Here is a 22,180-nt window from a genome sequence, read left to right as displayed (position 1 = left end):
GGGATCATGGTCGGCGGTATTCATTAAAATGTTACAAACGCCCGGCGAGGCAAGGGGTGGGCAAAGAACATTGCGGCATTGTGGCAAACACGCTGCTTGGGTATTGGGACGGACATGCCCAGATACGCGCTTCTCGTGGAATATGATGGCGGCCCCTTCGCGGGCTGGCAGAGACAGGCCGACCAGCCCTCGGTGCAGGGGGCGATCGAGGCCGCGCTCGCCCGGCTCGAGCCGCGCGAGCACACCATCGCCGCCGCCGGGCGGACCGACGCCGGCGTGCACGCGCGCGGGCAGGTGGCGCATTGCGACATGGCCAAGGCCTGGGACCCGTTCCGCCTGTCCGAGGCGCTGAACTTCCACCTGAAACCGGCCCCCGTCGCGATCCGCGCCTGCGCCGCCGTGGCCGACGACTGGCATGCGCGCTTCTCGGCGGTCGAGCGGCGCTACACCTTCCGCCTGCTGGCACGCCGCGCGCCCGCGACGCTTGAGGCCGGGCAGGTCTGGCGGGTGATGAACCCGCTCGATCTCGGCGCCATGCAGGAGGGCGCCGCCCACCTGCTCGGGCTGCACGACTTCACCACCTTCCGCTCGACCATGTGCCAGGCGGCGTCGCCGGTGAAGACGCTGGACGAGATCCGCATCGAGGAATGCGATACCGGCGCCGGCCCCGAGTATCGCGTCCACCTGCGTGCCCGCAGCTTCCTGCACAACCAGGTCCGCTCCATCGTCGGCACGCTGGAACGGGTGGGGGCAGGTTCCTGGGCGCCCGAGGACGTGAAGCACGCGCTCGAGGCCCGCGACCGCGCCGCCTGCGGGCCGGTCTGCCCGCCCGACGGGCTCTACCTCACCGGCGTGGGCTACCCCGACGATCCGTTCTGCTGAGCCGCCCTCCTGACCTTCGGTCAAGAAAACCCTTTGCGCGACGGCCAAAGCCCGCTATCAGCGCAACCATGACGCACGCGACCCGAATCCGACGAGCCTGAACGCTCTTCCAGACGCCTCCCCGATCCGGGAAGGCGCCTTGTCGCACGCCGGATCGTTCCGGTCGCCCGTCCAACACCCCCAAACCATCCCTGCAAACTTGACTTGGCCCCATGCCCTTGGCACCAATCGGGCCTCATTCACCGAGGATATGCTGATGATCCCGTCCGTCCTGCCGACCTATTCCCGCGCTCCCCTGCATTTCGTGAAGGGCGAAGGCTCCTGGCTCGTGGAGGAGGACGGCCGACGCTTCCTCGATCTCGGCAGCGGCATCGCGGTGAACGCGCTCGGCCACGCCCATCCCGCGCTGGTCAAGGCGCTGACCGACCAGGCGCAGAACCTCTGGCACGTGTCGAACCTCTACGAGATCCCGCAGCAGCAGGCGCTGGCCGACAAGCTGGTCGCGTCGAGCTTCGCCGACACCGTGTTCTTCACCAACTCCGGCACCGAGGCCTGCGAGCTCGCGGTGAAGATGGCGCGCAAGTACTGGTACGAGAAGGGCCAGCCCGACAAGACCGACATCATCGCCTTCTCGGGCTCGTTCCACGGCCGCTCCTCGGCAGGCATCGCCGCCGCCGGGTCCGAGAAGATGGTCAAGGGCTTCGGCCCGCTGCTGCCGGGGTTCAAGCACCTCGAGTGGCGCGACATGGCCGGGCTCGAGGCCGCCATCGACGACAACACCGCCGCCGTGCTGATCGAGCCGGTGCAGGGCGAAGGCGGCATCCGCCCGATGCCCGACGACGAGCTGAAGGCCCTGCGCGCGCTCTGCGACGACAAGGGCTGCCTGCTGATCCTCGACGAGGTGCAGTGCGGCATGGGTCGCACGGGGCGTCTCTTCGCGCATGAATGGGCCGGGGTCACCCCGGACATCATGATGGTCGCCAAGGGCATCGGCGGGGGCTTCCCGCTGGGCGCGGTGCTGGCCACCGAAGAGGCCGCCTCGGGGATGACCGTGGGCACCCACGGCTCGACCTACGGCGGCAACCCGCTGGGCTGTGCCGTCGGCTGCGCGGTGATGGACCACGTCGCCGATCCCGAGTTCCTCGCCGAGGTCAACCGCAAGGCGGGCCTCCTGCGCCAGAAGCTCGAGGGGCTGGTCGCGGCTCATCCGGAGGTCTTCGAGGAGGTCCGTGGCTCGGGCCTGATGATCGGGCTCAAGTGCAGGATCGCGCCCGCGGACCTGGTGAAGGCCGGCTACAACGCGCTGGTGATCACCGTGCCCGCCGCCGACAACGTGGTGCGCCTGCTTCCCGCCCTGACCATCTCCGACGACGAGATCGCCGAGGCCGTCACGCGCCTCGATCTCGCCGCGGCCTCGCTCGAAGCGGCCTGACCCGGTCCTTCATCTTGCCGAGAAAACTCCGGGGTGAATGGGCGCGAAGCGCCCAGAGGGGCAGCGCCCCTCCGCCCCGCCAGACAAGAAGAACAATAGAATGAACCATTTCCTCGACATCCACAAAACCGACAAGGCGGCGCTCAGGTCGATCATCGACAGCGCCAAGGACATCAAGAACGCCCGCAGCGGCCGGCGCCGGGCGGCGCTCGACGACGATCTGCCGCTCAAGGACCACATGGTCGCGCTGATCTTCGAGAAGCCCTCGACCCGGACCCGCACCTCCTTCGACGTGGGCGTGCGCCAGATGGGCGGTCAGACCATGGTGCTCTCGGGCAGCGACATGCAGCTCGGCCACGGCGAGACCATCGCCGACACCGCCCGCGTGATGTCGCGCTTCGTCGACATGATCATGATCCGGACCTTCGACGAGAGCGTCCTGATCGAGATGGCGGAATACGCCTCCGTGCCGGTGATCAACGGCCTGACGGACCGCACCCACCCCTGCCAGATCATGGCCGACGTGATGACCTTCGAAGAGCACCGCGGCCCGATCGAGGGCAAGAAGGTGGTCTGGTGCGGCGACGGCAACAACGTCTGCGCCTCGTTCCTGCACGCCGCCGGGCAGTTCGGGTTCGATCTGACCTTCACCGGCCCGGTCCAGCTCGACCCCGAGATGGAGTTCGTTGGGCTTGCCCGGCAGGCGGGCGCCGCGGTCACCATCGAGCGCGATCCGTTCAAGGCGGTCGAGGGCGCGGATCTGGTGGTGGCGGACACCTGGGTGTCGATGCACGACGCGCAATCCGCCCGCGAGCGGCGCCACAACATGCTGCGCCCCTACCAGGTCAACGAGGCGCTGATGGAGGCCGCGGGCAAGGATGCGCTTTTCATGCACTGCCTGCCGGCGCACCGCGGCGAGGAAGTGACCTCCGAGGTCATGGACGGCCCGCAATCGGTGATCTGGGACGAGGCCGAGAACCGGCTGCACGCCCAGAAGGCGATCATGCGCTGGTGCGTGGAGGGCTGAGCGCCTATGCCCCGGCGGCGCCCGTGTGGCCGGCGCCGGGCCTGCGAGGGGCCAGCCCCTCGCGCTCCCCGGAGTTTAGGGGCAAGATGAACGAGGGGAGCCGTGCTCCGAGCCGCCGCACCGCGGCTGTGCAGAGGGGCGCATTGCTCCCGCGCTTGTTGCCGCTACCATTGCTCCGTGGCTGAACACGGGAGACAGTGATGGCGGCACCTCGGATCGGGATTTACGGGCTGGGCACGATGGGCTCGGCACTGGCGCTGAACATGGCGGAAAAGGGCGTGCCGATTGCGGTCTCGAACCGCAGCGACGAGCCGATCGGAGCCTTCGCGCAGCGCGCCGAGCCGCTCGCCGGCGATGTCACCACGGCGCCCGATCTGCCGGCGCTGGTGGCGGCGCTGCCGAGGCCGCGCCTGCTGCTGGCGATGATCCCCTCGACCGGGCCGCTCGATGCGCTGCTCGACGAGGTCATTCCGCTGCTCGACGCGGGCGACACGGTGATTGATGCGGGCAACGCGGATTTCCACGACACCCGCCGCCGCGCTGCACGTCTTGCCGAGCATGGCATGCATTTCGTGGGACTTGGCGTCTCGGGCGGCGAGGACGGCGCGCGCCATGGACCCTCGATGATGTTCGGCGGCTCTGAGGAAAGCTGGGCGGGGCTGCAGCCGCTGCTCGAGCCCATCGCCGCGCGTTTCGGCGAGGACCCTTGCGTCGGCCGCATGGGCCCCGACGGCGCCGGGCATTTCGTCAAGACCGTTCACAACGGCATCGAATACGCCGACATGCAGATGATCGCCGAGGTCTATGACCTGCTGCGCCATGGCACGGGCCTGTCGCCGGAGCAGGTCGCGGACCGTTTCGAGGCCTGGAACGACGGCCCTCTCGGCAGCTACCTCTACGAGATCACTGCCAAGGTGCTGCGGGCGCAGGATCCGCTTGGCGACGGCGTCATGGTGGATGCGATCCTCGACGTCGCCGGGCAGAAGGGCACCGGGCGCTGGACTGCGATCGAGGCCGTGCGGCTCGGCCAGTCCGCCACCATGATCGAGGGCGCCGTGGCGGCGCGGGCGTGGTCCTCCGAGAAGGATCTGCGCAGTGCCCTGGGCGACGCGTTCGGCGATGGGCGCGAGACGCTGGAGCTCGATCCGGAGCTGCTGGAGACGGCGCTTCTTTCGGCGCGGGTGCTGGAATATGCGCAGGGCTTCCGCATCCTGGCCGCCGCCTCGGAGGAATTCGCCTGGGAGCTCGACTTCGCCCGCGTCGCCGAGGTCTGGCGGGCCGGCTGCATCATCCGCGCCAAGCTGCTCGACGACATCTCGGAGGCCTTCCGCGAGGGCCCGCCGCTCGACCAGCTGGTGCTGGCGCCGCGCTTCGGGGCGATCTTCGAGGCGGGTATCCCGGCACTGCGCCGTGTCGTCGCGGCCTCGGTCGCGGCGGGTTTCCCGCTGCCGGTGCTGGCCTCGGCGCTGGCGTTCTGGGACACCATGCGCCGCCCCGAGGGCACGGCAAACCTCATCCAGGCGCAGCGCGACTTCTTCGGGCGGCACGGGTTTGACCGCGTCGACGGCGAGGATCGCCCGCACGGGCCGTGGTGGGACTGAGCCACCCCGCGCCTCGTCCGCAGCTTCTATTGGCCGAAAATATCCCGGGGTGAATGCGGCGAAAGCCGCAGAGGGGCAGCGCCCCTCACTGCCCCCGGGGCTTGGCGCGCAGGGTCGGGTCCGCTTCGCGCGGGTCCTCGGGCCAGGGGTGGCGCGGGTACTGCACTTTCATGTCCTTGCGCACGTCGGCGTAGGAGCCCTCCCAGAAACCGGGCAGGTCCATGGTGGTCTGCACCGGGCGCCGGGCGGGCGAGAGCAGCGTGACCCGCAGCGGCCTGCGCCCCACCATCGGATGGGTGCGCTGGCCGAACATCTCCTGCAGGCGCAGCGCGATCTCCGGGTGCTCTCCGGAATAGTCGATGGCGATCTCGCGCCCGAGCGGGGTGGTGAACTTGCCCGGCACCGCTGCATCGAGCGCCTGCTGCTGCGCCCAGTCAAGACGCGCGCGCAGCGCGGGCAGCGGATCGAAGCGCTTCCAGCCCTCGGCACTCCTCACGCCCTCGATATAGGGCAGCAGCCAGTCCTCGAGCGTCTCGAGCAGCGCGGGCTCGCGCATGTCGGGCAGGTCGAGCCCGCCCTCGCGCCCGATCTCGGCCCGGGCGCAGAAGCGCCGCGCGGCGTCGGTCAGGGACAGGCCGAGCTCGCGCACGCCTTCGAGCATGGCGCGGGCCATGGCCTCGGACGGGGCATCCTTCCACGCGCGGTCGTCGAGCGCGATGGCGCCGAGCCTTTCCTGCTGTCGCGCCACGACGCGGCGGTCGCGTTTGGACCAGTGGCAGCTGTCCTGCCAGCGGATCGTCTCGGGGAAGAGGTCGCGCAGCTCACTCTCGGTGATCTGGACCGCCTGCCGGATGCGGGCCTCGCGCGGGTCGCCGTCGGTGTCGGTCACCACGATCAGCCGGGCCGAGGCGAGCGGGTCCGACGGCTCGAGCACCGCGCCCTTGCCGCCCGAGAGCTGGAAGCGCGGCGCGTCGCCCTTGCGGCGCAGACCGATGCGGTCGGGGTAGGCCAGCGCCGCCATGGCGGCGGGTCCGAGGTCCCCGTAGCCGCGGCCGGCGTCGCGCGGGGCCTGCCGGCGCAGGCGTCTGGCCTCGGTTCGGATGCGCTCGAGCGCGGCGCGGTTGACCTGGTGCGGGCGGCTCTCGGCAAAGCGGCGCAGGTCGGTCATCGCCTCGAGCCGCAGCGCAAGATCCGTGGGCGCCCCAACCAGCGGGTCGCGATCCGCCAGCAGTGCGGCGAGATCCGCGGCGCGCGGTCCCGCCAGCGTCAGCATGTGGCCCAGACGCGGATGCAGCGGCAGCCTGGCGAGGATCTTGCCATGCTCGGTGATCCGTCCGGTTTCGTCGAGCGCGCCCAGCATGGTGAGCAGCGCCTGCGCCTCGGCCAGCGCGCCCGCGCCCGGAGCGCTGAGGAAGGGCAGCTCCGAGGGCTGTGCACCCCAGAGCGCCAGCTCCAGTGCCAGCCCGGCGAGGTCGGCGCTTTCGATCTCGGCGGGCGGGTAGGGCAGCATCGCGCCTTCCTCGCCCTTGGTCCACAGCCGGTAGGCGGTGCCCGGGGCGACCCGTCCGGCCCGACCGGCGCGCTGAGTGGCCTCGGCGCGGGTGACCCGCTCGGTCACCAGCCGGGACATGCCGGAGCCCGGGTCGAAGCGGGCGCGCCGGGCGCGGCCGCCGTCGACCACCACGCGGATGTCCTCGATGGTGAGCGAGGTCTCGGCGATGGAGGTGGCGAGCACCAGCTTGCGCACCCCGCGCTCGGTCTCGGGGCGGATCGCGGCGCGTTGCGCGGCGAACTCCATGGCGCCGAAGAGGGTGTGGACGCGCACCTGCGGCGGCAGGCGCTTGCGGAGCAGCGCCTCGGTGCGGCGGATCTCGCCCTCGCCGGGCAGGAAGGCGAGGATGCCGCCCTCGGTCTCGGAGGCGGCGCGGGCGACGAGATCGGCCATCGCCTCCTCGAAGCGGCGCTGTTTCGGCAGCGTGGCGTCGAGCCAGCGGGTCTCGACCGGGAAGGCGCGTCCCTCGGAGGTGACGATGGGCGCGTCCATCAGCTCGGCCACGGGCTCCGCGTCGAGGGTGGCGGACATCGCCAGCAGCAGCAGGTCGTCGCGCAGGGCGCCGGCGATCTCGAGGCAGAGGGCGAGGCCGAGATCGGCGTTGAGCGAGCGTTCGTGGAATTCGTCGAAGACCACCGCGCCGACGCCGGTGAGCGCCGGGTCGGACTGGATCATGCGGGTGAGGATGCCCTCGGTCACCACCTCGATCCGGGTTGCGTCCGAGACCTTGGCCTCGCCGCGGATGCGGTAGCCGACGGTCTCGCCCGGGGCCTCGCCCAGCGTCTCTGCCATGCGCTGCGCCGCCGCCCGTGCGGCGAGGCGTCGGGGTTCGAGCATGACGATCCTGTCGGTGGTGAGCCCTGCGTCGAGCATCGCAAGCGGCACCCGCGTGGTCTTGCCGGCGCCCGGCGGCGCCTGCAGCACGGCACGGCCCCGCGTACGAAGCGCGGCGATGAGCGAAGGCAGGGCGTCGTCGATGGGCAGGCGGGTCATGGCGGGGTTATGCGCGATGGCGGGCGTGGCGTCGAGAGGGGTGGCTTTGTCGGTGGTCTGGTCGGTGTGGTGGGTCGGGAGGGGCGTGGTGCCGGTGGCGGGGGTGAAAGGGGGCGCTGCCCCCTCGGCCTGCGGCCTCACCCCCGGAGTTTACCCGGCAAGATGAAGGGCGGGCGCGGCGCGGTCCCGGAAACGGGGTGGACATCGGGGGGCGCTGCGGGTCAATTCGGGGGCGTCAACGGGTGGAGAGACGGTATGGACATCGCGGATCTGTCGGAACGCATCCTGAAGGGTGAGCGGCGCGCGCTGGCGCGGGCGATCACGCTGGTGGAGAGCGGGCGGGCGGATCACCGGGCGCAGGCGCGCGAACTGATCGAGGGACTGCGCGGACAGGGGCGCGAGGCGCTGCGGGTCGGGCTCTCGGGCACGCCGGGGGTCGGCAAGTCGACCTTCATCGAGGCTTTTGGGATGATGCTGACCGCGCAGGGGCTGAAGGTCGCGGTGCTGGCAGTGGATCCGAGCTCGGCGCGGTCGGGCGGGTCGATCCTTGGAGACAAGACCCGCATGGAGCGGCTGAGCCGCGATCCGGGCGCCTTCATCCGGCCCTCACCGTCGCAGTCGCACCTGGGCGGGGTGGCGCGGCGCACCCGCGAGGCGATCGATCTTTGCGAGGCGGCGGGCTTCGACGTCATCCTCATCGAGACCGTGGGCGTGGGCCAGTCCGAGACCGTGGTGGCGGAGATGTCGGACCTGTTCCTGCTGCTGCTGGCGCCCGCCGGGGGCGACGAGCTGCAGGGGGTGAAGCGCGGCATCATGGAGACGGCGGACATCATCCTCGTGAACAAGGCCGACGGCGAGCTCAAGAGCACCGCCACCCGCACCTGCGCGGATTACGCCGGCGCCCTGCGGCTGCTGCGCAAGCGTCCGCAGGATCCGGAGGGCTACCCCAAGGCGCTTACCGTCTCGGCGGTCGAGGAACACGGGCTCGACCGGGCCTGGGACGAGATGACGGCGCTGGCCGAGTGGCGCCGCGAGACCGGGCATTTCGCCGGCCGCCGGGCCGAACAGGCGCGGTTCTGGTTCGAGGCGGAGGTGCGCGAGGGGCTGCTGGCGCGGCTGCGGCGGGAACCGGTGAAGGGGGCCATGGCGGCGCTCGCACAGCAGGTCGAGGCGGGCGAGATCAGCGCCGCGGTGGCGGCCGAGGACCTGCTCGAGACCTACCTGGGAGAATCCGCCCCGGCATGAGGGGCGAGCGGCTCTTCGACGGGGCCCTGCTGCGCGCGGACCTGTTCAGGCCGGACCGCAAGCGGCTCTTCGTGAGCTTCCGGCAACGGGTGGGCGTGCCCGGCAGTTTCGAGCTGGCGCGGCCGGTCCGGGCCTTCACCGCGCGGGGCTATGCGCATCTTCACATCCAGAGCCTGTGGAACGACTGGTTCGTCAATGCCGAGACCGTGGCGCTGGAGGCGGCGTTGCGGGCGCTCGCGGGGCGATTCCGCCGGGTGGTGTCGATGGGCTTCTCGATGGGCGGCTACGGGGCGTTGCGATTCTCCGGAGCGCTGCGGATGTCGCAGGTGATCGCGGTGGCGCCGCAGGTGTCGATTGCCCCCAAGGTGGTGCCCTTCGACCTGCGCTACCGCGCGGAGGCGCGGAACTTCGACCCGGCGCTCGGGGATCTCGCCACGCACGGGGCGCGCGGGCTGCGGGGCGTGGTGCTGTGCGATCCGTTCGTCGCCAACGACCTCGCCCATGCGCGGATGGCGCAGGCGTTTTTCCCGGGGTTGCGAATCTGCCGGCTGGCGGGCGGAGGCCACCCGCCGACCCGGGTGCTGCGGCAGGGCGGGGCCTTTCCCGCGATGCAGGCGGCGCTGGCGCAGGGCGAGGCCCGGCCGGAGGCGCTGATCGCGTTGCACAGGGCCGCGCGGCGGGTGTCGCCGAGCTATCACCTGCACATGGGCCGGGTCGCGGCGCGGCACGGGCGCGAGGCGCTGGCCGGGCGCTTCGCCGCGTGGGCAGGAGAGGTGATTCCGGTGGTGGACAAGGGCTGAGCCCGATGCCATGAGGGCGGCCCGGATGTCCCCGAAGTCGTTGCCGCAAGGGCTTTCGACGAAAGGGTTGACGCGGTTTGGGCTTGGAGCTAGAGAAGCCCGACCAGATTCCGGGCGCCACTGTGGCGCCCTTTGATATTGGCGGAATGATCGGCCCGCGCTGCCAGCCAGTCGGTTTCCCGCCCCGAGACAATGAGGATGGACCCATGTCGCGCGTATGCGAACTGACCGGCAAAGGCCCGATGACGGGTCATAACGTGAGCCACGCCAACAACAAGACCAAGCGGCGTTTCCTGCCGAACCTGAACGATGTGACGCTGCAGTCCGAGACCCTCGGCCGCGGCGTCAAGCTGCGCATCTCCGCGTCGGCTCTTCGTTCGGTGGATCACCGCGGTGGTCTCGACAAGTTCCTGGCCAAGGCCAAGGACACCGAGCTCAGCACCAACGCTCTGAAGCTCAAGAAAGAGATCGCGAAGGCACAGGCCGCCAAGGCCTGATTCGCTCTCCACAGAGTTATCAACAGCCTCGGCGCCGTTCGCGCCGGGGCTGTTTCCTTTTGTCACGTGACATTACGGGATGATCTGCCTAATTCTTGGCTGATGCCCCGGAAAAGATATCCTCTGACCGCATTTTTGTTTGCCCTGGTGCTGGCCCTGACCGGCTACCAGATGGCCGTGGCGCGCGCCCAGCCCGCGCCCGCGGGGCAGCTGGTGATCTGCTCGGGCCTCGGGCTGGTCACGGTGCTGGTGGACGAGAACGGCCAGCCGGTGAGCCAGGTGCATGTCTGTCCCGACGGGCTTCTGACGCTGTTCTCCGGCCTCGATTCCGGCTGGGAGCCCGCCGCTCGGGCCGAGCGCTGGGTGCCCGTCGTGCCCGTTGCCGTGGCGCTGCGGACCGAGGGGCAGCGCAGCCCGGCACCGCAGGCGCGGGGGCCGCCGACGTCGATCTGACCCCATCCGGACAACCAGATCGAACAAAGGAACGACAACATGAAATCCCTGATTCTCGCCGGCGCCGCGTCGCTGGCCCTTGCCATGCCTGCGCTTGCCGACATCACGGTGCAGGAGGCCTATGCCCGCAGCGCCATGCCCGGCGCCAAGACCGGTGCCGCCTTCATGGTGATCGCCAACAGCGGCGACGAGGACGACCGCCTGGTGTCGGCCACCTCGGATGCGGCGGCCAAGGTCGAGCTGCACACCCACAAGGACGACGGCAACGGCGTCATGAAGATGGTCCACGTCGAGGAGGGCTTCGTGATCCCCGCGCAGGGCGAGCACACGCTGCAGCGCGGCGGCGACCACGTCATGTTCATGGGGCTCACCGCGCCCTTCGAGCAGGGCAGCACGGTCGCGGTGACGCTGAGCTTCGAGAAGGCCGGCGACGTCGAGGTCGAGATCCCCGTCGATCTCGAGCGCAAGCCCGAGCACGGCAGCCACGGCGCCATGAGCAACTGAGTCGGCTCACAGCCGGACGAGGGGCCGCGTGCGGGGATCCGCGCGCGGCCTCTGCATTGCTGACGGGGGAGGGCGTCAGGCCAGAAGCTCGGCCACCCACTGCGGCACGACGCGGCTGGCGGGGCCGACGCGGTGATCCTCGAAGGCACGGCTGATCTCGCTGTCCGCGAGGTTGAGCTCGATGGTGCGGGCGCCGGCATAGGCCGCCTCTTGCACGAAACCCGCCGCCGGGTAGACCTGCCCCGAGGTGCCGATCGAGGCGAATAAATCGCAGGTCTGAAGGTGGTCGGCGATCTCGTCCATGTGGTAGGGCATCTCTCCGAACCAGACGATGTCGGGCCGCCCGGCGCGGGCGTGACAGGCGGGGCAAGGCTCGCCCGGGGCCATCTCGGGCGGAGAGGGCCAGCGGTGGCCGCAGCGGTAGCAGAGCGCCGAGGACAGCTCGCCGTGCATGTGGATCGCCGTGGCGCCGGCCTTCTCGTGCAGGCCGTCGACGTTCTGGGTCACGATGACCACCTCGCCGGGCCAGTCGCGCTGCAGCCGCGCCAGCGCCTCGTGGGCGGCGTTGGGCAGGGCCTCCGCCGCCTGGATCCGCCGGGCGTTGTAGAAGCGGTGGACGAGCGCGGGATCGCGGGCGAAGCCCTCGGGCGTGGCCACGTCCTCGATGCGGTGCTTCGCCCAGAGCCCGCCCTCGTCGCGGAAGGTGCCCAGCCCGCTTTCGGCAGAGATCCCCGCACCGGTGAGGACCACGATCTTTCCGGCCATGCTTTTCCCTTCTTCTCTCAGAGGCTAGGCTCGGGGCAAAAGGAGGTGCCCCGATGGCCCAGAGTATCCTCTTCGTCTGTCTCGGCAATATCTGCCGCTCGCCCTCGGCCGAGGGCGTGCTGCGACGTATGGCCGAGGCGCGCGGCGTGGCGCTGGAGATCGACAGCGCCGGGACCGGTGACTGGCACGTGGGAGAGCCGCCCTATGGGCCGATGCAGGAGGCGGCGAAGGCGCGCGGCTACGACCTGTCGCCGCTCCGGGCCCGGCAGGTGCAGCGCGCGGATTTCGAGCGCTACGACCTGATCCTCGCCATGGACGACAAGAACTTCGCGCATCTGCGACGGATGCAGCCGGAGGCTGGCCGCGCCACGCTGCGGCTCTTCACCGACTACGCGCCGACGACTGGCGCGACCGAAGTGCCCGACCCCTACTACACCCGCGATTTCGACGGGGCGCTCGACCTGATCGAGACCGCGGCGCGTGGCCTGCTGGATCAGCTCTCCGAATAGATCGCCCGCGTCACGAGCCACGTGACGGGCAATGCCGCGAGCGCGCCGGCGGCGGCCGCGATCAGGATCGGCGCCAGCGTGTCGTAGCCGGTGACGAGGGTCGCGACCACGAGGCTGCCCGCAAGGGTTGTGGCGATCATCGAGTAGAGAATGCCTGCAAGTCTGAGCATGTCGGTCTCTCCGAAGGGGCGTTCGCAACTTTTCCATATCACTGGTATGGAATGTGTTTCTTGACATGGGTCAATCGCACGGCCTGACATGGGAAATTGACTTCCGGGCCGGTTCGGGGTCAATTGGCGCCTGTCGCAATTCTCTCCCCATGATTGCGCGACCCGTTTTTTAGAACCTCAGGAATTGACATGACCAGATACAAGATGGCTGCCGGGCTATTGCTGGCGCTCACGGCCTGCACCCCCACCATGCAGGACGTGAACGAGGTCCGGACGCTCTCGGATGTGAATTGCACGACGCGGCCCACCTGCTCCTACGAAAACAGCCCGCTGAAGGTCGACCGGTCGCGACCAGTAACCCTGCCAAAGCGGCCCTACACCTTCTACCCGGTGGTGGAGACGCTGCACTTTCGGGACGCGCAGAACCGGGAATGGCTGGCACCGTCGGGCACGCTCACCGATGGCGCCTCGATCCCCGCGATCTTCGTGTCCATCGTCGGCAATCCCACCGCCCCGGAATACGTCAACGCAGGCGCCGTGCACGACGCCTATTGCGGCGTCGGGAACGAGGGCGGGGCGATGTACCACAACGGCCGCTGGCAGGATGTGCACCGCATGTTCTACGACGCGCTGGTCGCCGGTGGCACCGCCAAGCCGCGAGCGCAGGTCATGTTCGCGGCGGTCTGGCTCGGCGGACCGCGCTGGAACTACTACTATAGCATGGCCGCCGTGCCGCCGCCGGCGATGCAGCAAGCGATGCGCGACGCCAAGTCCTATGTCGAGAAGAACGATCCGACGCTCTCGGAGCTGATCCTCTACCTCGAGCGGCTCGAGAAGCGGATCATCCGGCAGTATCCCAACATCTTCCCCAGCCTGAACCCCGACAACGAGCGGCAGGGCGGCGGCGAGGGCCGGTCGGAACAGGACATCGAGATCGATTACGAGCCCGAGGGCGAGGTCGAGGGCGAGCCGGAGGTGCCCGACCAGACCGACCTGCCGGAGATCTTCGAACCGCGCTGACATGGTGCCGGCCGGGGCGCTTGCCGCGTTCCGGCCGGTCCGGCGTCAGATGTCCTGCGGCGCTCCGAAGGCGGTCTTCGACAGCGCTGATATGCGTGACAGGAAGGCGTCGAAATGCGCCGCCGTGGTCTTCTGGATGTCATGCGCCAGCACGAGGCTCGAGGTCCGGTTGCGGATCTGGTCGAGCCCGTGCTGGATCCACTTGTCGGGCTTGTAGGACTTGTTCCAGTCCAGCGTGTCCACCGACCACAGGATCGAGCGGTAGCCGAGCTGCGACACCACCTTGTCGACCGTGGCGTTATGGGCGCCGTAGGGCGGGCGGAACAGCGTCGTGCCGCCCGGGTACTGGGCGATCACGTCACGGGTGCGCTCGAGTTGGTCACGGACCGCCGAGGCCGAGAGCCTGGAGAGATCGGGGTGGTCCCAGGTGTGGTTGCCGATCAGGTGACCGGCGCCCGAGATGTCACGCAGCAGCGACGGCTGTGCCTTGGCGTTGGTGCCGACCACGAAGAACACCGCCTTGACCCCGTGGCGCCCAAGCGCCGACAGGATCTGCGAGGTGCGGCTGGGATGCGGACCGTCGTCGAGCGTGACCCACACCGTGCGGCCGCCGGCGGCACGGTAGACAGGTTTCGTGACCGGGGGCTGGGGCATGTGACACTCCGGTTGCCAGATCGCACAACCGGATGTGTATCACATCTACAGCCCCTCACCAATTACACGAGCCGGCTGACCTCTTTCGCTGCGCGGACGAAGTCCTTGAACAGCGGGTGCGGGTCGAAGGGTTTGGACTTCAGCTCGGGGTGGAACTGCACGCCGATGAACCACGGGTGGTCGGGCCACTCGATGATCTCGGGCAGGCGGCCATCGGGCGACATGCCGGAGAAGCAGAGCCCGCCCTTCTCGAGCGCATCGCGGTACTTGATGTCGACCTCGTAGCGGTGACGGTGGCGCTCGTCGATGGTGGTGGTGCCGTAGACGTTCGCCACCTTCGAGCCCTCGGTCAGCACCGCGTCATAGGCGCCGAGGCGCATGGTGCCGCCCTTGTCGTCGGCGACCGAGCGGTTGACCCGCTGGTTGCCCTGCACCCACTCCTTGAGGTGGTAGACCACCGGCTCGAAGCGCTTCTCGCCCTTCTCGTGGTCGAACTCCTCGGAGCCGGCCTTCTTGACGCCCGCGACGTTGCGGGCGGCCTCGATGACGGCCATCTGCATGCCGAGGCAGATGCCGAGATAGGGCACCTTGTGCTCGCGCGCGAACTTGGCGGCCTTGATCTTGCCCTCGGTGCCGCGCTCGCCGAAGCCACCGGGCACGAGGATCGCGTCGTAGTTCTCGAGGTAGGGGGCCGGGTCCTCGCGCTCGAAGAGCTCTGCGTCGACCCAGTTCAGCTTGACCTTCACCCGGTTGGCGATGCCGCCATGGGTCAGCGCCTCGGCGATGGATTTGTAGGCGTCCTCGAGCTGCGTGTACTTGCCGACGATGGCGACGTTGACCTCGCCCTCGGGGTTGTGGATGCGCTCGGACACGTCTTCCCACTTGTCGAGCGTGGGACGCGGGGCCGGGGTGATCTGGAAGGCGTCCAGAACCGCCTGGTCGAGCCCCTCGCGGTGATAGGCCAGCGGCGCATCGTAGATCGACGTAAGGTCCTGCGCAGCGATTACGCTGTCCGGGCGCACGTTGCAGAACAGCGCGAGCTTCTCGCGTTCCTTCTGCGGGATCGGGCCTTCCGAGCGGCACACGAGGATGTCGGGCGCGAGACCGATGGAGCGCAGCTCCTTCACCGAGTGCTGGGTCGGCTTGGTCTTCAGCTCGCCAGAGGCCTTGATGTAGGGCAGCAGCGTCAGGTGCATGAAGATGCACTGGCCGCGCGGCTTGTCCTGCGCGAACTGGCGGATCGCCTCGAAGAAGGGCAGGCCCTCGATGTCGCCGACGGTGCCGCCGATCTCGCAGAGCATGAAGTCGACCTCATCCTCGCCGATCGAGATGAAATCCTTGATCTCGTTGGTGACGTGCGGAATGACCTGGATGGTCTTGCCGAGGTAGTCGCCGCGGCGCTCCTTTTCGAGCACGTTCATGTAGATCCGGCCCGACGAGATGGAATCGGTCCTGCGGGCCGCGACGCCCGTGAAGCGCTCGTAGTGTCCGAGGTCGAGGTCGGTCTCGGCACCGTCGTCGGTCACGAAGACCTCGCCGTGCTCGAAGGGCGACATCGTGCCCGGATCGACGTTCAGGTAGGGGTCAAGCTTGCGAAGCCGGACCGAAAAGCCGCGTGCCTGCAACAAGGCACCGAGTGCGGCAGAGGCCAGACCCTTGCCGAGCGAAGAAACCACACCGCCGGTGATGAAGATGAAACGTGCCATGGTGGCGCGACCCCGTGAATTTGTCTCAATTTCAGAACACCCACGGCCCGTCAGGACCGCAGCATCACGGGAGTCCATCTATAAGAGATTCGCGCAAACAAGTCCAGACGACCGCAAGATGCTGTTGCGGCTTCGGGCGCGGCCCTCAAGCTATGGTGTTGCGTGCGTGCCTCAGTCGGCGCGAGGCACGAGCGGTGCGTCCGGCGAGGTCTCGCGGCCGCTCGCGGAGGGCGGCGGAAGCAGGGAATCGGTGTCGATTTCGCCGGGCGTGCTGGGCTCTTCGGCCGCGGGCGCGCCGCCGGTGAGGCGGTCCATGACGGAGACGCCCGAGGCATCCTGCGCCGCCAGGATCGTCAGCGTGAGCGACGTGGCGATGAAGCAGATGGCAAGAATCCAGGTGATCTTTCCGAGCGCGGTAGCCGCTGCGCGCTGGCTCATCGCGCCACCGCCACCACCCATGCCGAGCCCGCCCCCTTCGGAGCGCTGCAGCAGCACGACCCCGATCAGCGAGAGCGCGAGGAGAAGATGAACGATGAGAATGACGTTCTGCATGGAGAGTTCCGGATCCTGCGGTTCTGGCGGGCTATGTAGGGGAAGCGGCGCAGCGGCGCAACCCGGCAATGGATGCCGGTGCCCCGGCGTCGCGCGGCGCGGCCTCGGGACGGCCGGTAAGCGGCGTGTGCGTCACGCAGGGGAAGGGCGCGGACGCACGTATGGGTTGCAATAATATATTCCAAAAATAACAAAAGTAGTGTCTTGCCCGGTTGTGCGGCCGCGGCTACGCTCGCCTCATGAAACATGACAAGCCCCTTCTCGGCATCACGTTGATGCTTGGTTTTTGCATCGTTGCGCCGCTTGCCGATGCGGTTGCGAAACTCCTCGGAGGGAAGGTCCCGTTGGCGGAACTCGTGCTTGTCCGTTTCGGGGTGCAGGCGCTTGTCCTGATCCCCATCATGGTCCTCACGGGCCGCAGCTTCCGCGTGCGGTCCAAGGTGTTCTGGATCATCCTGCTGCGCACGCTCATGCACATCCTCGGGATCGGCATGATGTTCACCGCGCTGCTCTACCTGCCGCTGGCCGATGCGGTGGCCATCGCCTTTATCATGCCGTTTCTTATGCTTCTGCTCGGCCATTACGTGCTGGGGGAAGAGGTCGGCTGGCGCCGGATGATCGCCTGCGCCGTCGGGTTCATCGGCACGCTCTTGGTCGTTCAGCCCGCCTTCCAGAACGTCGGCTGGCCGGCGCTGCTGCCGCTCGGCGTGGCGCTGAATTTCTCGCTCTTCATGCTCACCACCCGGCAGATCTCGCGCGACATCGACGCGGTTTCGCTTCAGGCGATCTCGGGCAGCATCGCGGTGCTGGTCATCGGGGTCATGCTGCTGTTGCTTCCGGGCCAACGGCTGACCAACCTCGCCGGCGATTCCCTCGACCCCTCGACCTGGGGCCTGCTGCTCACCATCGGCCTGCTCGGCACGCTGGCGCATCTGCTGATGACCTGGTCGCTGCGCTACGCTCCGGGCGCGACGCTGGCGCCGATGCAGTATCTCGAGATACCGGTCGCGACCGCGCTCGGCTTCATGATCTTCGGTGACCTCCCGAATCCCCTCGCGACGGTGGGCATCTGCGTCACCATCGCGGCAGGGCTCTATATCCTCATGCGTGAGCGGGCCACGTCGCGGGCGCAGAAAGCAGCCCTCGCGACAGCGCAGGTGTCGACTCCACCGGCAGAATGATCAGCATCGCCGGCGCGTCGAAGCGCAGGCGGACCCGCGTCTCGCTGGTCTCGTTCGACGTTCCCACGCGCCGGGCGGGCGCAAACTCGATGCCGTCGAGCGGCCAGCGCAGCCCCTCGCTTTCGCCCCGCATGGCCGCCAGAGGATAGAGAGACAGCCGCGTCGCCACAGGCAGTGAGAGCTCGATCTCGGGCGGCGCCAGCGCGATGACGTCTTCCTCGCCCAGCAGGATGCAGCGCCGGTCGGGCCGGTTCGCCAGCACCGTGAGCCCGGCAAGCTGGTGATCGACCCGCGGCCCGAGGAAGCCCGTCCCGTAGACCAGCGGCGCGGTGATGTTGCTCAGGCACTTGTCGAAATCGGTGCTGTTCTGCTCGGGTATGTGATGCACGCGCTCCGCCGGGATGCGGGCGCGCGACACGTCGGTGAGGGAATCCAGGTCCCCGATCACCGCATCCGGCATGACGCCGAGCGCAAGCAGCGTTTCGGCACCGCCATCGGCCGCCACCCGCAGGGCGCAGGTGTCGAGCAGCTCCCGAAGCTGATCTGGGTCGCTTTTGCCGCCTCCGACGAGGAGAACAGGGCCGGGATGGGAAACGAGACCGTCATTCATGGCGAATTAATGGCTTTTCGCGAAACAGGACACAATCCGAACATGAAATGATACTGTGTTTACCTAAGATTTGATCGGCTTTGGTCTTGGTAAACATGGTACATACTCGGTTGAAGTCCGATCGAAAGTGAGCAGCACATGGTGAGTTCGAGCAAAATCCTGACGGTCTCCTACGGCACCTTCTCCTGCACGGCGGAGGGGTTCGATGATCCGCTCGGCGTGGTCAAGGACACCACGCATTTCTTCCGCGGCGTGGTGCACGAGGACCGCTTCTTCGGAGCCGAGCCGCCCCGGTTCGACCCGGAGCTCGCCGCCGAACTTCTCACGGCGCAGCTGGCCTCCGAAGCGGGGGAGGGGCATCTGACTCTGCGCAACCCGTACGGCGGCAACGGCGCCTCGGTCGGAGCCATGGGCGCGGCCCTCGCCGCCCGCCCGGCCGCCGCGTGCCCCGCGCATGGGGAAGCGCCGGCCGAGGTGGCGGAAGAGGCCGTCGCGACGAACGCCGGGGCCGATGAGGTCGAGGTCGTCCAGACCGCCGTCACAACAGAGCCGGTCGCGGTCGTCGAAGAGCACACCTCCAAGGCCGCCGAGGCGCCGGTCGTGGCCGCACAGGATGCGCCTGCCGCCGAGGGCAGCTTCACACTCGCAGGGCCGGTGGTCGCCGCGACGGCTGCGCCCTCCGCTCCGCTGAACGACCCCGAGAGCGTTGCTGCCAAGCTGCGCCGCATCAGGGCCGTTGTCGCCGAGGGGGCGTCGCGCCCCACTTCCGCCGTGTCGACCGACGCCGGTGGCGAGGACGAGTTCACCGAGGACGAGGACACCGGCGCGGTTTCCGCGATGCTCGGGTCTCTGGCTCCGGTGGTCGAGGAGCTGCCCGAGGCGATCTCGGACTCCGATGATCGCCTTTTCGCGGACACGCTCGCGGGCATGGATTTCGGCGACAGCTTCGACGAGGACGAGACGCTCGTCGCGCCAGAGCCCGTGAAGCCGGTCGCGCCCGAAGCCGCGCCGCCCCTGCGCCGCGCCCGCGTGGTCAAGGTCAAGCGCGCGAGCTTCGACACTGCCGTCGCCGCCGGCGTGCTCGAGGAAGTGCCGGGCCAAAGCGGCGCCGACACCGTGAGCAGCCTCAGCGCCGAGGACGAGGATGACCTCGCCCGCGAGCTTGCCGCCGTGCGGGCCGAGCTCGAAGCCGACTTCGACGCCGCCTGGGACGATGACGACGAGGTGCAGCCCGAGCCGGCCGCCCGCAGCGAGGCCGCCGAGGCCGAGTGGGACGACGAGGAGTTCTCGGAGGCCTTCGAAGACGAGTTCGACGAGTTCTACGAGGACGAAGATGACGATGCCGTCGACGCGCATGGGGCAGCGGTGATCGCCGCCGCCGTGGCCGACGCCGAGCGCCTCACCGACGAGGGCGTGCGCAAGGCGGTCAAGCTCGCGAGCCCGGGCCGGGTCATGCTCACCGAGAACAGAGTGGGCGACACCGACGCCTCGCGCATCCTCGACGAGACCAACACCCAGATGCGCGAGCCCGAGGGCAACCGCCGCCGCAGCGCCATCGCGCATCTGCGCGCCGCCGTCGCCGCCACCCGCGCCGACAAGCTGCTGGGCCGCAAGAAGGACGCCGCCGAGGGCATGCAGCCCTACCGTGAGGATCTTGCCGACGTGGTACGCCCCCGCCGTCCCGACGCACCCGCAAGCCACACCGAGCGTCCGGCGGATCAAGGCCGCCCGGCGCCGCTCAAGCTGGTGGCCGAGCAGCGCGTCGACAGCAGTGCGGCCGCACCAGTGCCGCGCCGCGTCAAGCTCTCGGACTTCGAGGATGACAGCCTGCAGGACGACGATGTCGACAGCGGCTTCGCGACCTATGCCGAGAACGTCGGCGCGACAGACCTCTCCGAGCTGCTCGAGGCGGCGGCTGCCTACATGTCTTTCGTCGAGCGCCGCGAGCAGTTCTCGCGCCCGCAGCTGATGACGAAGGTCCGCCAGGCAGAGCTGACCGAGTCGAGCCGCGAAGACCGGCTTCGGACCTTTGGCCAGCTCCTCCGCGAGGGCAAGATCGAGAAGACCCGCGGCGGCCGCTTCACCGCTTCGGAACGGATCAGCTTCAAGCCCGACGCCCGCGCCGCGGGCTGACGGCCTCACCAGACCGACAGCACGGCGGGTGCGCAGGCGCCCGCCGTTTTTCTTTCGTCATAACTACGGGTCGGGTTGTGCGTCGTGACAGAGGTGTCGGTTGGGGTTCGATCGGACAACCGGCAAGGGCGTGATCGCTCCGAACAGCGATCAGGCCCGGCGGTCGAGCTTGGTCGTCAGGTGGATGAGGCTCTCGGAGCTCTTCACGCCCCGCGCCTCGGCGATCCGGTCGAGCGCCGCGTCCAGCTCGGCGGTCGAGCTGGCGCAGACCACCACCATCAGATCGACCCGCCCCGAGGTCGTGTGCACCGATTCGACCGTGGGCATCAGCTTCAGCCGCGACAGCACGTCCGCCTGCGCGCGAGGCTCGATGCAAACCAGTACCGTGGCGCGGATCGCCTCCTGCAGGGCGGCGCCGCGGCGGATGGTGAAGCCCGCGATGGCACCGCGCAGCACCAGCCGCTCGATCCGCGCCTGCACCGTGGTGCGGGCAAGCCCCAGCCGCCGCGCAAGATCGGCCACGGGCATGCGCGCATTGGCAGACAGCAGCGCCACGAGCGCCCGATCGGTCTCGTCGATCTGTGAGGTTATGTCGTTGATCTGTTTCATGTGCCCCTCAGATTGACCGATCCGCCGGGCGAAAGCGAGCGAAAAGCGGCCCATACTTGGGGGAGCGCAAACAGGAGGTATCGACATATGGGGATCGAGCAGACCCTGCTACCCTCGCCCGAGGCATGGTTGTCCCGCAGGCGGCCGGACGATCCGGTGTTCTTCTTCTGCCCGGTCCGGCTGGCGCAGGTGACCGAGCGGTTCCGCAGGGGGTTCCCCGGTCTGGTGACCTACGCGGTCAAGGCCAACCCGGCGCCCGAGATGCTCGACGGGCTTGTTGCCGCGGGCATCCGCGCCTTCGACGTCGCCTCGCCCGCAGAGATGGCGCTGGTGCGGGCGCATTGTCCCGACGCGGTGCTGCACTATCACAACCCGGTCCGCTCGGAGGCCGAGATCGACGCCGGTCTGGCGCATGGCTGCGTGTCCTGGTCGGTGGACCGGATGCGCGAGCTCGAGAAGCTGTCGCGCCTGCCGAAGGGCACCGAGATCGCGGTGCGGCTGAAGCTGCCGGTGACCGGTGCTGCCTATGATTTCGGGGCCAAGTTCGGCGCCGAGCCGCGGCTGGCGCAGGAGTTGCTGGAGCGGGTGGTCGAGATGGGCTTCGTGCCCTCGCTGACCTTCCACCCGGGCACCCAGTGCCGCACCCCCGAGCCCTGGGCGCGCTATATTCAGGCGGCGGCGGAAATCGCCCGCGCCGCCGGCGTCACGCTGCACCGGCTGAACGTGGGCGGCGGCTTCCCGTCGGACCGGGGCGAGGGGCATCCCGACCTCGACGCCATCTTCCGCACCATCGCCGAGACCACCCGCGCCGCCTTCGACGTGCCGCCACGGCTGGTCTGCGAGCCGGGGCGCGGGCTTTGCGCCGAGGCCTTCTTGCTGGCGCTGCGGGTCAAGGCGGTCGAGGACGCAGCGGTGTTCCTCAACGACGGCATCTACGGCGGCATGGCGGAATGGCGCGATCTCGGACCGATGGGCCGGCTGCGGGTGGTGACGCCCGAGGGCCTGCCGCGCGGCGGGGCCTTCCGCGGACGCATCGTCTTCGGCCCGACCTGCGACAGCCTCGACCGGCTGCCCGATCCGGTGGCGCTGCCCGAGGGCATCCGCGAGGACGACTTCATCGTCTTCGAGGGCATGGGCGCCTATTCGCGTGCGCTGGTCACGGGCTTCAACGGCTACGGAGCGCGCAGGATCATCCGCATGACCACTGCCTGCTGAGAATTCCCGCTGGCGGCGCTGGACACCGCCAGCATGCTCCTTACAGTCCCGCGCACAGGACAAGCGAGGC

Annotated in this window: 22 protein-coding genes; 14 read left to right on the top strand and 8 right to left on the bottom strand. The window is 69.0% G+C overall.

The window, feature by feature from the left end; genetic code table 11:
- Positions 1-114 precede the first annotated feature (114 nt).
- The 4 genes from truA (at position 115) to gnd (ending at position 4,942) form a co-directional block, all read left to right on the top strand.
- Positions 115-882 carry a tRNA pseudouridine(38-40) synthase TruA gene (gene truA / locus BLQ77_RS01260; protein WP_089954442.1) on the top strand — a complete coding sequence of 256 codons (768 nt, stop codon included), beginning with the start codon at positions 115-117 and terminating at the stop codon, positions 880-882.
- Between the two features lie 256 nt (positions 883-1,138).
- Entirely contained in the window at positions 1,139-2,314 is a 1,176-nt protein-coding gene (locus tag BLQ77_RS01255) for an aspartate aminotransferase family protein (RefSeq protein ID WP_089954835.1), read from the top strand.
- 100 nt (positions 2,315-2,414) lie between these two features.
- Complete coding sequence (argF, locus tag BLQ77_RS01250; protein ID WP_040383856.1) at positions 2,415-3,341, top strand: ornithine carbamoyltransferase; 927 nt, start codon at positions 2,415-2,417, stop codon at positions 3,339-3,341.
- A gap of 200 nt (positions 3,342-3,541) precedes the next feature.
- The gene (gene gnd / locus BLQ77_RS01245; protein ID WP_089954439.1) at positions 3,542-4,942 is read left to right on the top strand and encodes an NADP-dependent phosphogluconate dehydrogenase; all 1,401 of its coding nucleotides are present in this window, start codon (positions 3,542-3,544) and stop codon (positions 4,940-4,942) included.
- Positions 4,943-5,027: 85 nt separating this feature from the next.
- On the opposite strand, the gene hrpB is transcribed toward gnd, so the two are convergent.
- Entirely contained in the window at positions 5,028-7,487 is a 2,460-nt protein-coding gene (hrpB, locus tag BLQ77_RS01240) for an ATP-dependent helicase HrpB (protein WP_089954832.1), read from the bottom strand.
- A 255-nt stretch (positions 7,488-7,742) separates the two neighbouring features.
- Between hrpB and meaB the strand changes: the two genes are divergently transcribed.
- The 5 genes from meaB to BLQ77_RS01215 all read left to right on the top strand — a co-directional run bounded on the left by meaB (position 7,743) and on the right by BLQ77_RS01215 (position 10,986).
- A complete protein-coding gene (meaB, locus tag BLQ77_RS01235) occupies positions 7,743-8,732 on the top strand; it encodes a methylmalonyl Co-A mutase-associated GTPase MeaB (protein ID WP_008883748.1) in 990 nt (329 codons plus the stop codon).
- On the top strand, positions 8,729-9,532 hold the full coding sequence (locus BLQ77_RS01230; RefSeq protein ID WP_089954437.1) for an alpha/beta hydrolase: 804 nt from the start codon (positions 8,729-8,731) through the stop codon (positions 9,530-9,532). The genes meaB and BLQ77_RS01230 overlap by 4 nt, the downstream gene beginning before the upstream one ends.
- Before the next feature lie 206 nt (positions 9,533-9,738).
- Positions 9,739-10,029 carry a 50S ribosomal protein L28 gene (rpmB, locus tag BLQ77_RS01225; RefSeq protein WP_008884930.1) on the top strand — a complete coding sequence of 97 codons (291 nt, stop codon included), beginning with the start codon at positions 9,739-9,741 and terminating at the stop codon, positions 10,027-10,029.
- Positions 10,030-10,164: 135 nt separating this feature from the next.
- Positions 10,165-10,482 carry a hypothetical protein gene (locus BLQ77_RS01220; protein ID WP_089954434.1) on the top strand — a complete coding sequence of 106 codons (318 nt, stop codon included), beginning with the start codon at positions 10,165-10,167 and terminating at the stop codon, positions 10,480-10,482.
- Positions 10,483-10,521: 39 nt separating this feature from the next.
- Positions 10,522-10,986: a copper chaperone PCu(A)C gene (locus BLQ77_RS01215; protein WP_089954431.1), complete on the top strand. Its 465-nt coding sequence runs from the start codon at positions 10,522-10,524 to the stop codon at positions 10,984-10,986.
- A gap of 75 nt (positions 10,987-11,061) precedes the next feature.
- On the opposite strand, the gene BLQ77_RS01210 is transcribed toward BLQ77_RS01215, so the two are convergent.
- Positions 11,062-11,751 carry an NAD-dependent deacylase gene (locus BLQ77_RS01210; protein ID WP_089954428.1) on the bottom strand — a complete coding sequence of 230 codons (690 nt, stop codon included), beginning with the start codon at positions 11,749-11,751 and terminating at the stop codon, positions 11,062-11,064.
- 53 nt (positions 11,752-11,804) lie between these two features.
- Here BLQ77_RS01210 and BLQ77_RS01205 point away from each other — a divergent pair, with 53 nt between their 5' ends.
- Positions 11,805-12,260: a low molecular weight protein-tyrosine-phosphatase gene (locus tag BLQ77_RS01205; protein ID WP_089954426.1), complete on the top strand. Its 456-nt coding sequence runs from the start codon at positions 11,805-11,807 to the stop codon at positions 12,258-12,260.
- Here BLQ77_RS01205 and BLQ77_RS01200 read toward each other — a convergent pair.
- Positions 12,245-12,430 (bottom strand): CTP synthetase, encoded by a 186-nt coding sequence (locus BLQ77_RS01200; RefSeq protein WP_089954423.1) that lies wholly within the window; start codon positions 12,428-12,430, stop codon positions 12,245-12,247. The genes BLQ77_RS01205 and BLQ77_RS01200 overlap by 16 nt on opposite strands.
- A 189-nt stretch (positions 12,431-12,619) precedes the next feature.
- On the opposite strand from BLQ77_RS01200, the gene BLQ77_RS01195 reads away from it, so the two are divergent.
- On the top strand, positions 12,620-13,450 hold the full coding sequence (locus BLQ77_RS01195) for a DUF1353 domain-containing protein (RefSeq protein ID WP_089954420.1): 831 nt from the start codon (positions 12,620-12,622) through the stop codon (positions 13,448-13,450).
- A 45-nt stretch (positions 13,451-13,495) separates the two neighbouring features.
- Here the strand turns inward: BLQ77_RS01195 and BLQ77_RS01190 are convergent, their stop codons facing one another.
- From BLQ77_RS01190 to secG, 3 genes are all read right to left on the bottom strand, one after another.
- Positions 13,496-14,104, bottom strand: a complete 609-nt coding sequence (locus BLQ77_RS01190) for a polysaccharide deacetylase family protein (RefSeq protein WP_089954418.1) — start codon at positions 14,102-14,104, stop codon at positions 13,496-13,498.
- 62 nt (positions 14,105-14,166) lie between these two features.
- Positions 14,167-15,810 carry a CTP synthase gene (gene pyrG, locus BLQ77_RS01185; RefSeq protein ID WP_008885452.1) on the bottom strand — a complete coding sequence of 548 codons (1,644 nt, stop codon included), beginning with the start codon at positions 15,808-15,810 and terminating at the stop codon, positions 14,167-14,169.
- Positions 15,811-15,981: 171 nt separating this feature from the next.
- On the bottom strand, positions 15,982-16,362 hold the full coding sequence (secG, locus tag BLQ77_RS01180; RefSeq protein WP_089954414.1) for a preprotein translocase subunit SecG: 381 nt from the start codon (positions 16,360-16,362) through the stop codon (positions 15,982-15,984).
- A 239-nt stretch (positions 16,363-16,601) separates the two neighbouring features.
- Between secG and BLQ77_RS01175 the strand changes: the two genes are divergently transcribed.
- Positions 16,602-17,543 carry a DMT family transporter gene (locus BLQ77_RS01175; protein ID WP_089954411.1) on the top strand — a complete coding sequence of 314 codons (942 nt, stop codon included), beginning with the start codon at positions 16,602-16,604 and terminating at the stop codon, positions 17,541-17,543.
- Here BLQ77_RS01175 and BLQ77_RS01170 read toward each other — a convergent pair.
- Positions 17,464-18,153: a thiamine diphosphokinase gene (locus tag BLQ77_RS01170; RefSeq protein ID WP_040383857.1), complete on the bottom strand. Its 690-nt coding sequence runs from the start codon at positions 18,151-18,153 to the stop codon at positions 17,464-17,466. The genes BLQ77_RS01175 and BLQ77_RS01170 overlap by 80 nt on opposite strands.
- Positions 18,154-18,294: 141 nt before the next feature.
- Here BLQ77_RS01170 and BLQ77_RS01165 point away from each other — a divergent pair, with 141 nt between their 5' ends.
- Positions 18,295-20,286, top strand: coding sequence for a hypothetical protein (locus tag BLQ77_RS01165; RefSeq protein ID WP_446000275.1), 1,992 nt, complete (start codon positions 18,295-18,297; stop codon positions 20,284-20,286).
- Positions 20,287-20,436: 150 nt separating this feature from the next.
- Here the strand turns inward: BLQ77_RS01165 and BLQ77_RS01160 are convergent, their stop codons facing one another.
- Positions 20,437-20,895: an Lrp/AsnC family transcriptional regulator gene (locus BLQ77_RS01160; RefSeq protein WP_089954408.1), complete on the bottom strand. Its 459-nt coding sequence runs from the start codon at positions 20,893-20,895 to the stop codon at positions 20,437-20,439.
- A gap of 87 nt (positions 20,896-20,982) precedes the next feature.
- Here BLQ77_RS01160 and BLQ77_RS01155 point away from each other — a divergent pair, with 87 nt between their 5' ends.
- Positions 20,983-22,110 carry a type III PLP-dependent enzyme gene (locus BLQ77_RS01155; protein WP_089954406.1) on the top strand — a complete coding sequence of 376 codons (1,128 nt, stop codon included), beginning with the start codon at positions 20,983-20,985 and terminating at the stop codon, positions 22,108-22,110.
- Positions 22,111-22,180: the final 70 nt, after the last annotated feature.

The organism is Salipiger thiooxidans, from assembly GCF_900102075.1.
In the GTDB taxonomy this organism is placed as follows: Bacteria; Pseudomonadota; Alphaproteobacteria; order Rhodobacterales; family Rhodobacteraceae; genus Salipiger; species Salipiger thiooxidans.
Note: the sequence above shows the minus strand (reverse complement) of the source record. Positions and strands in the feature narration are given on the sequence as shown.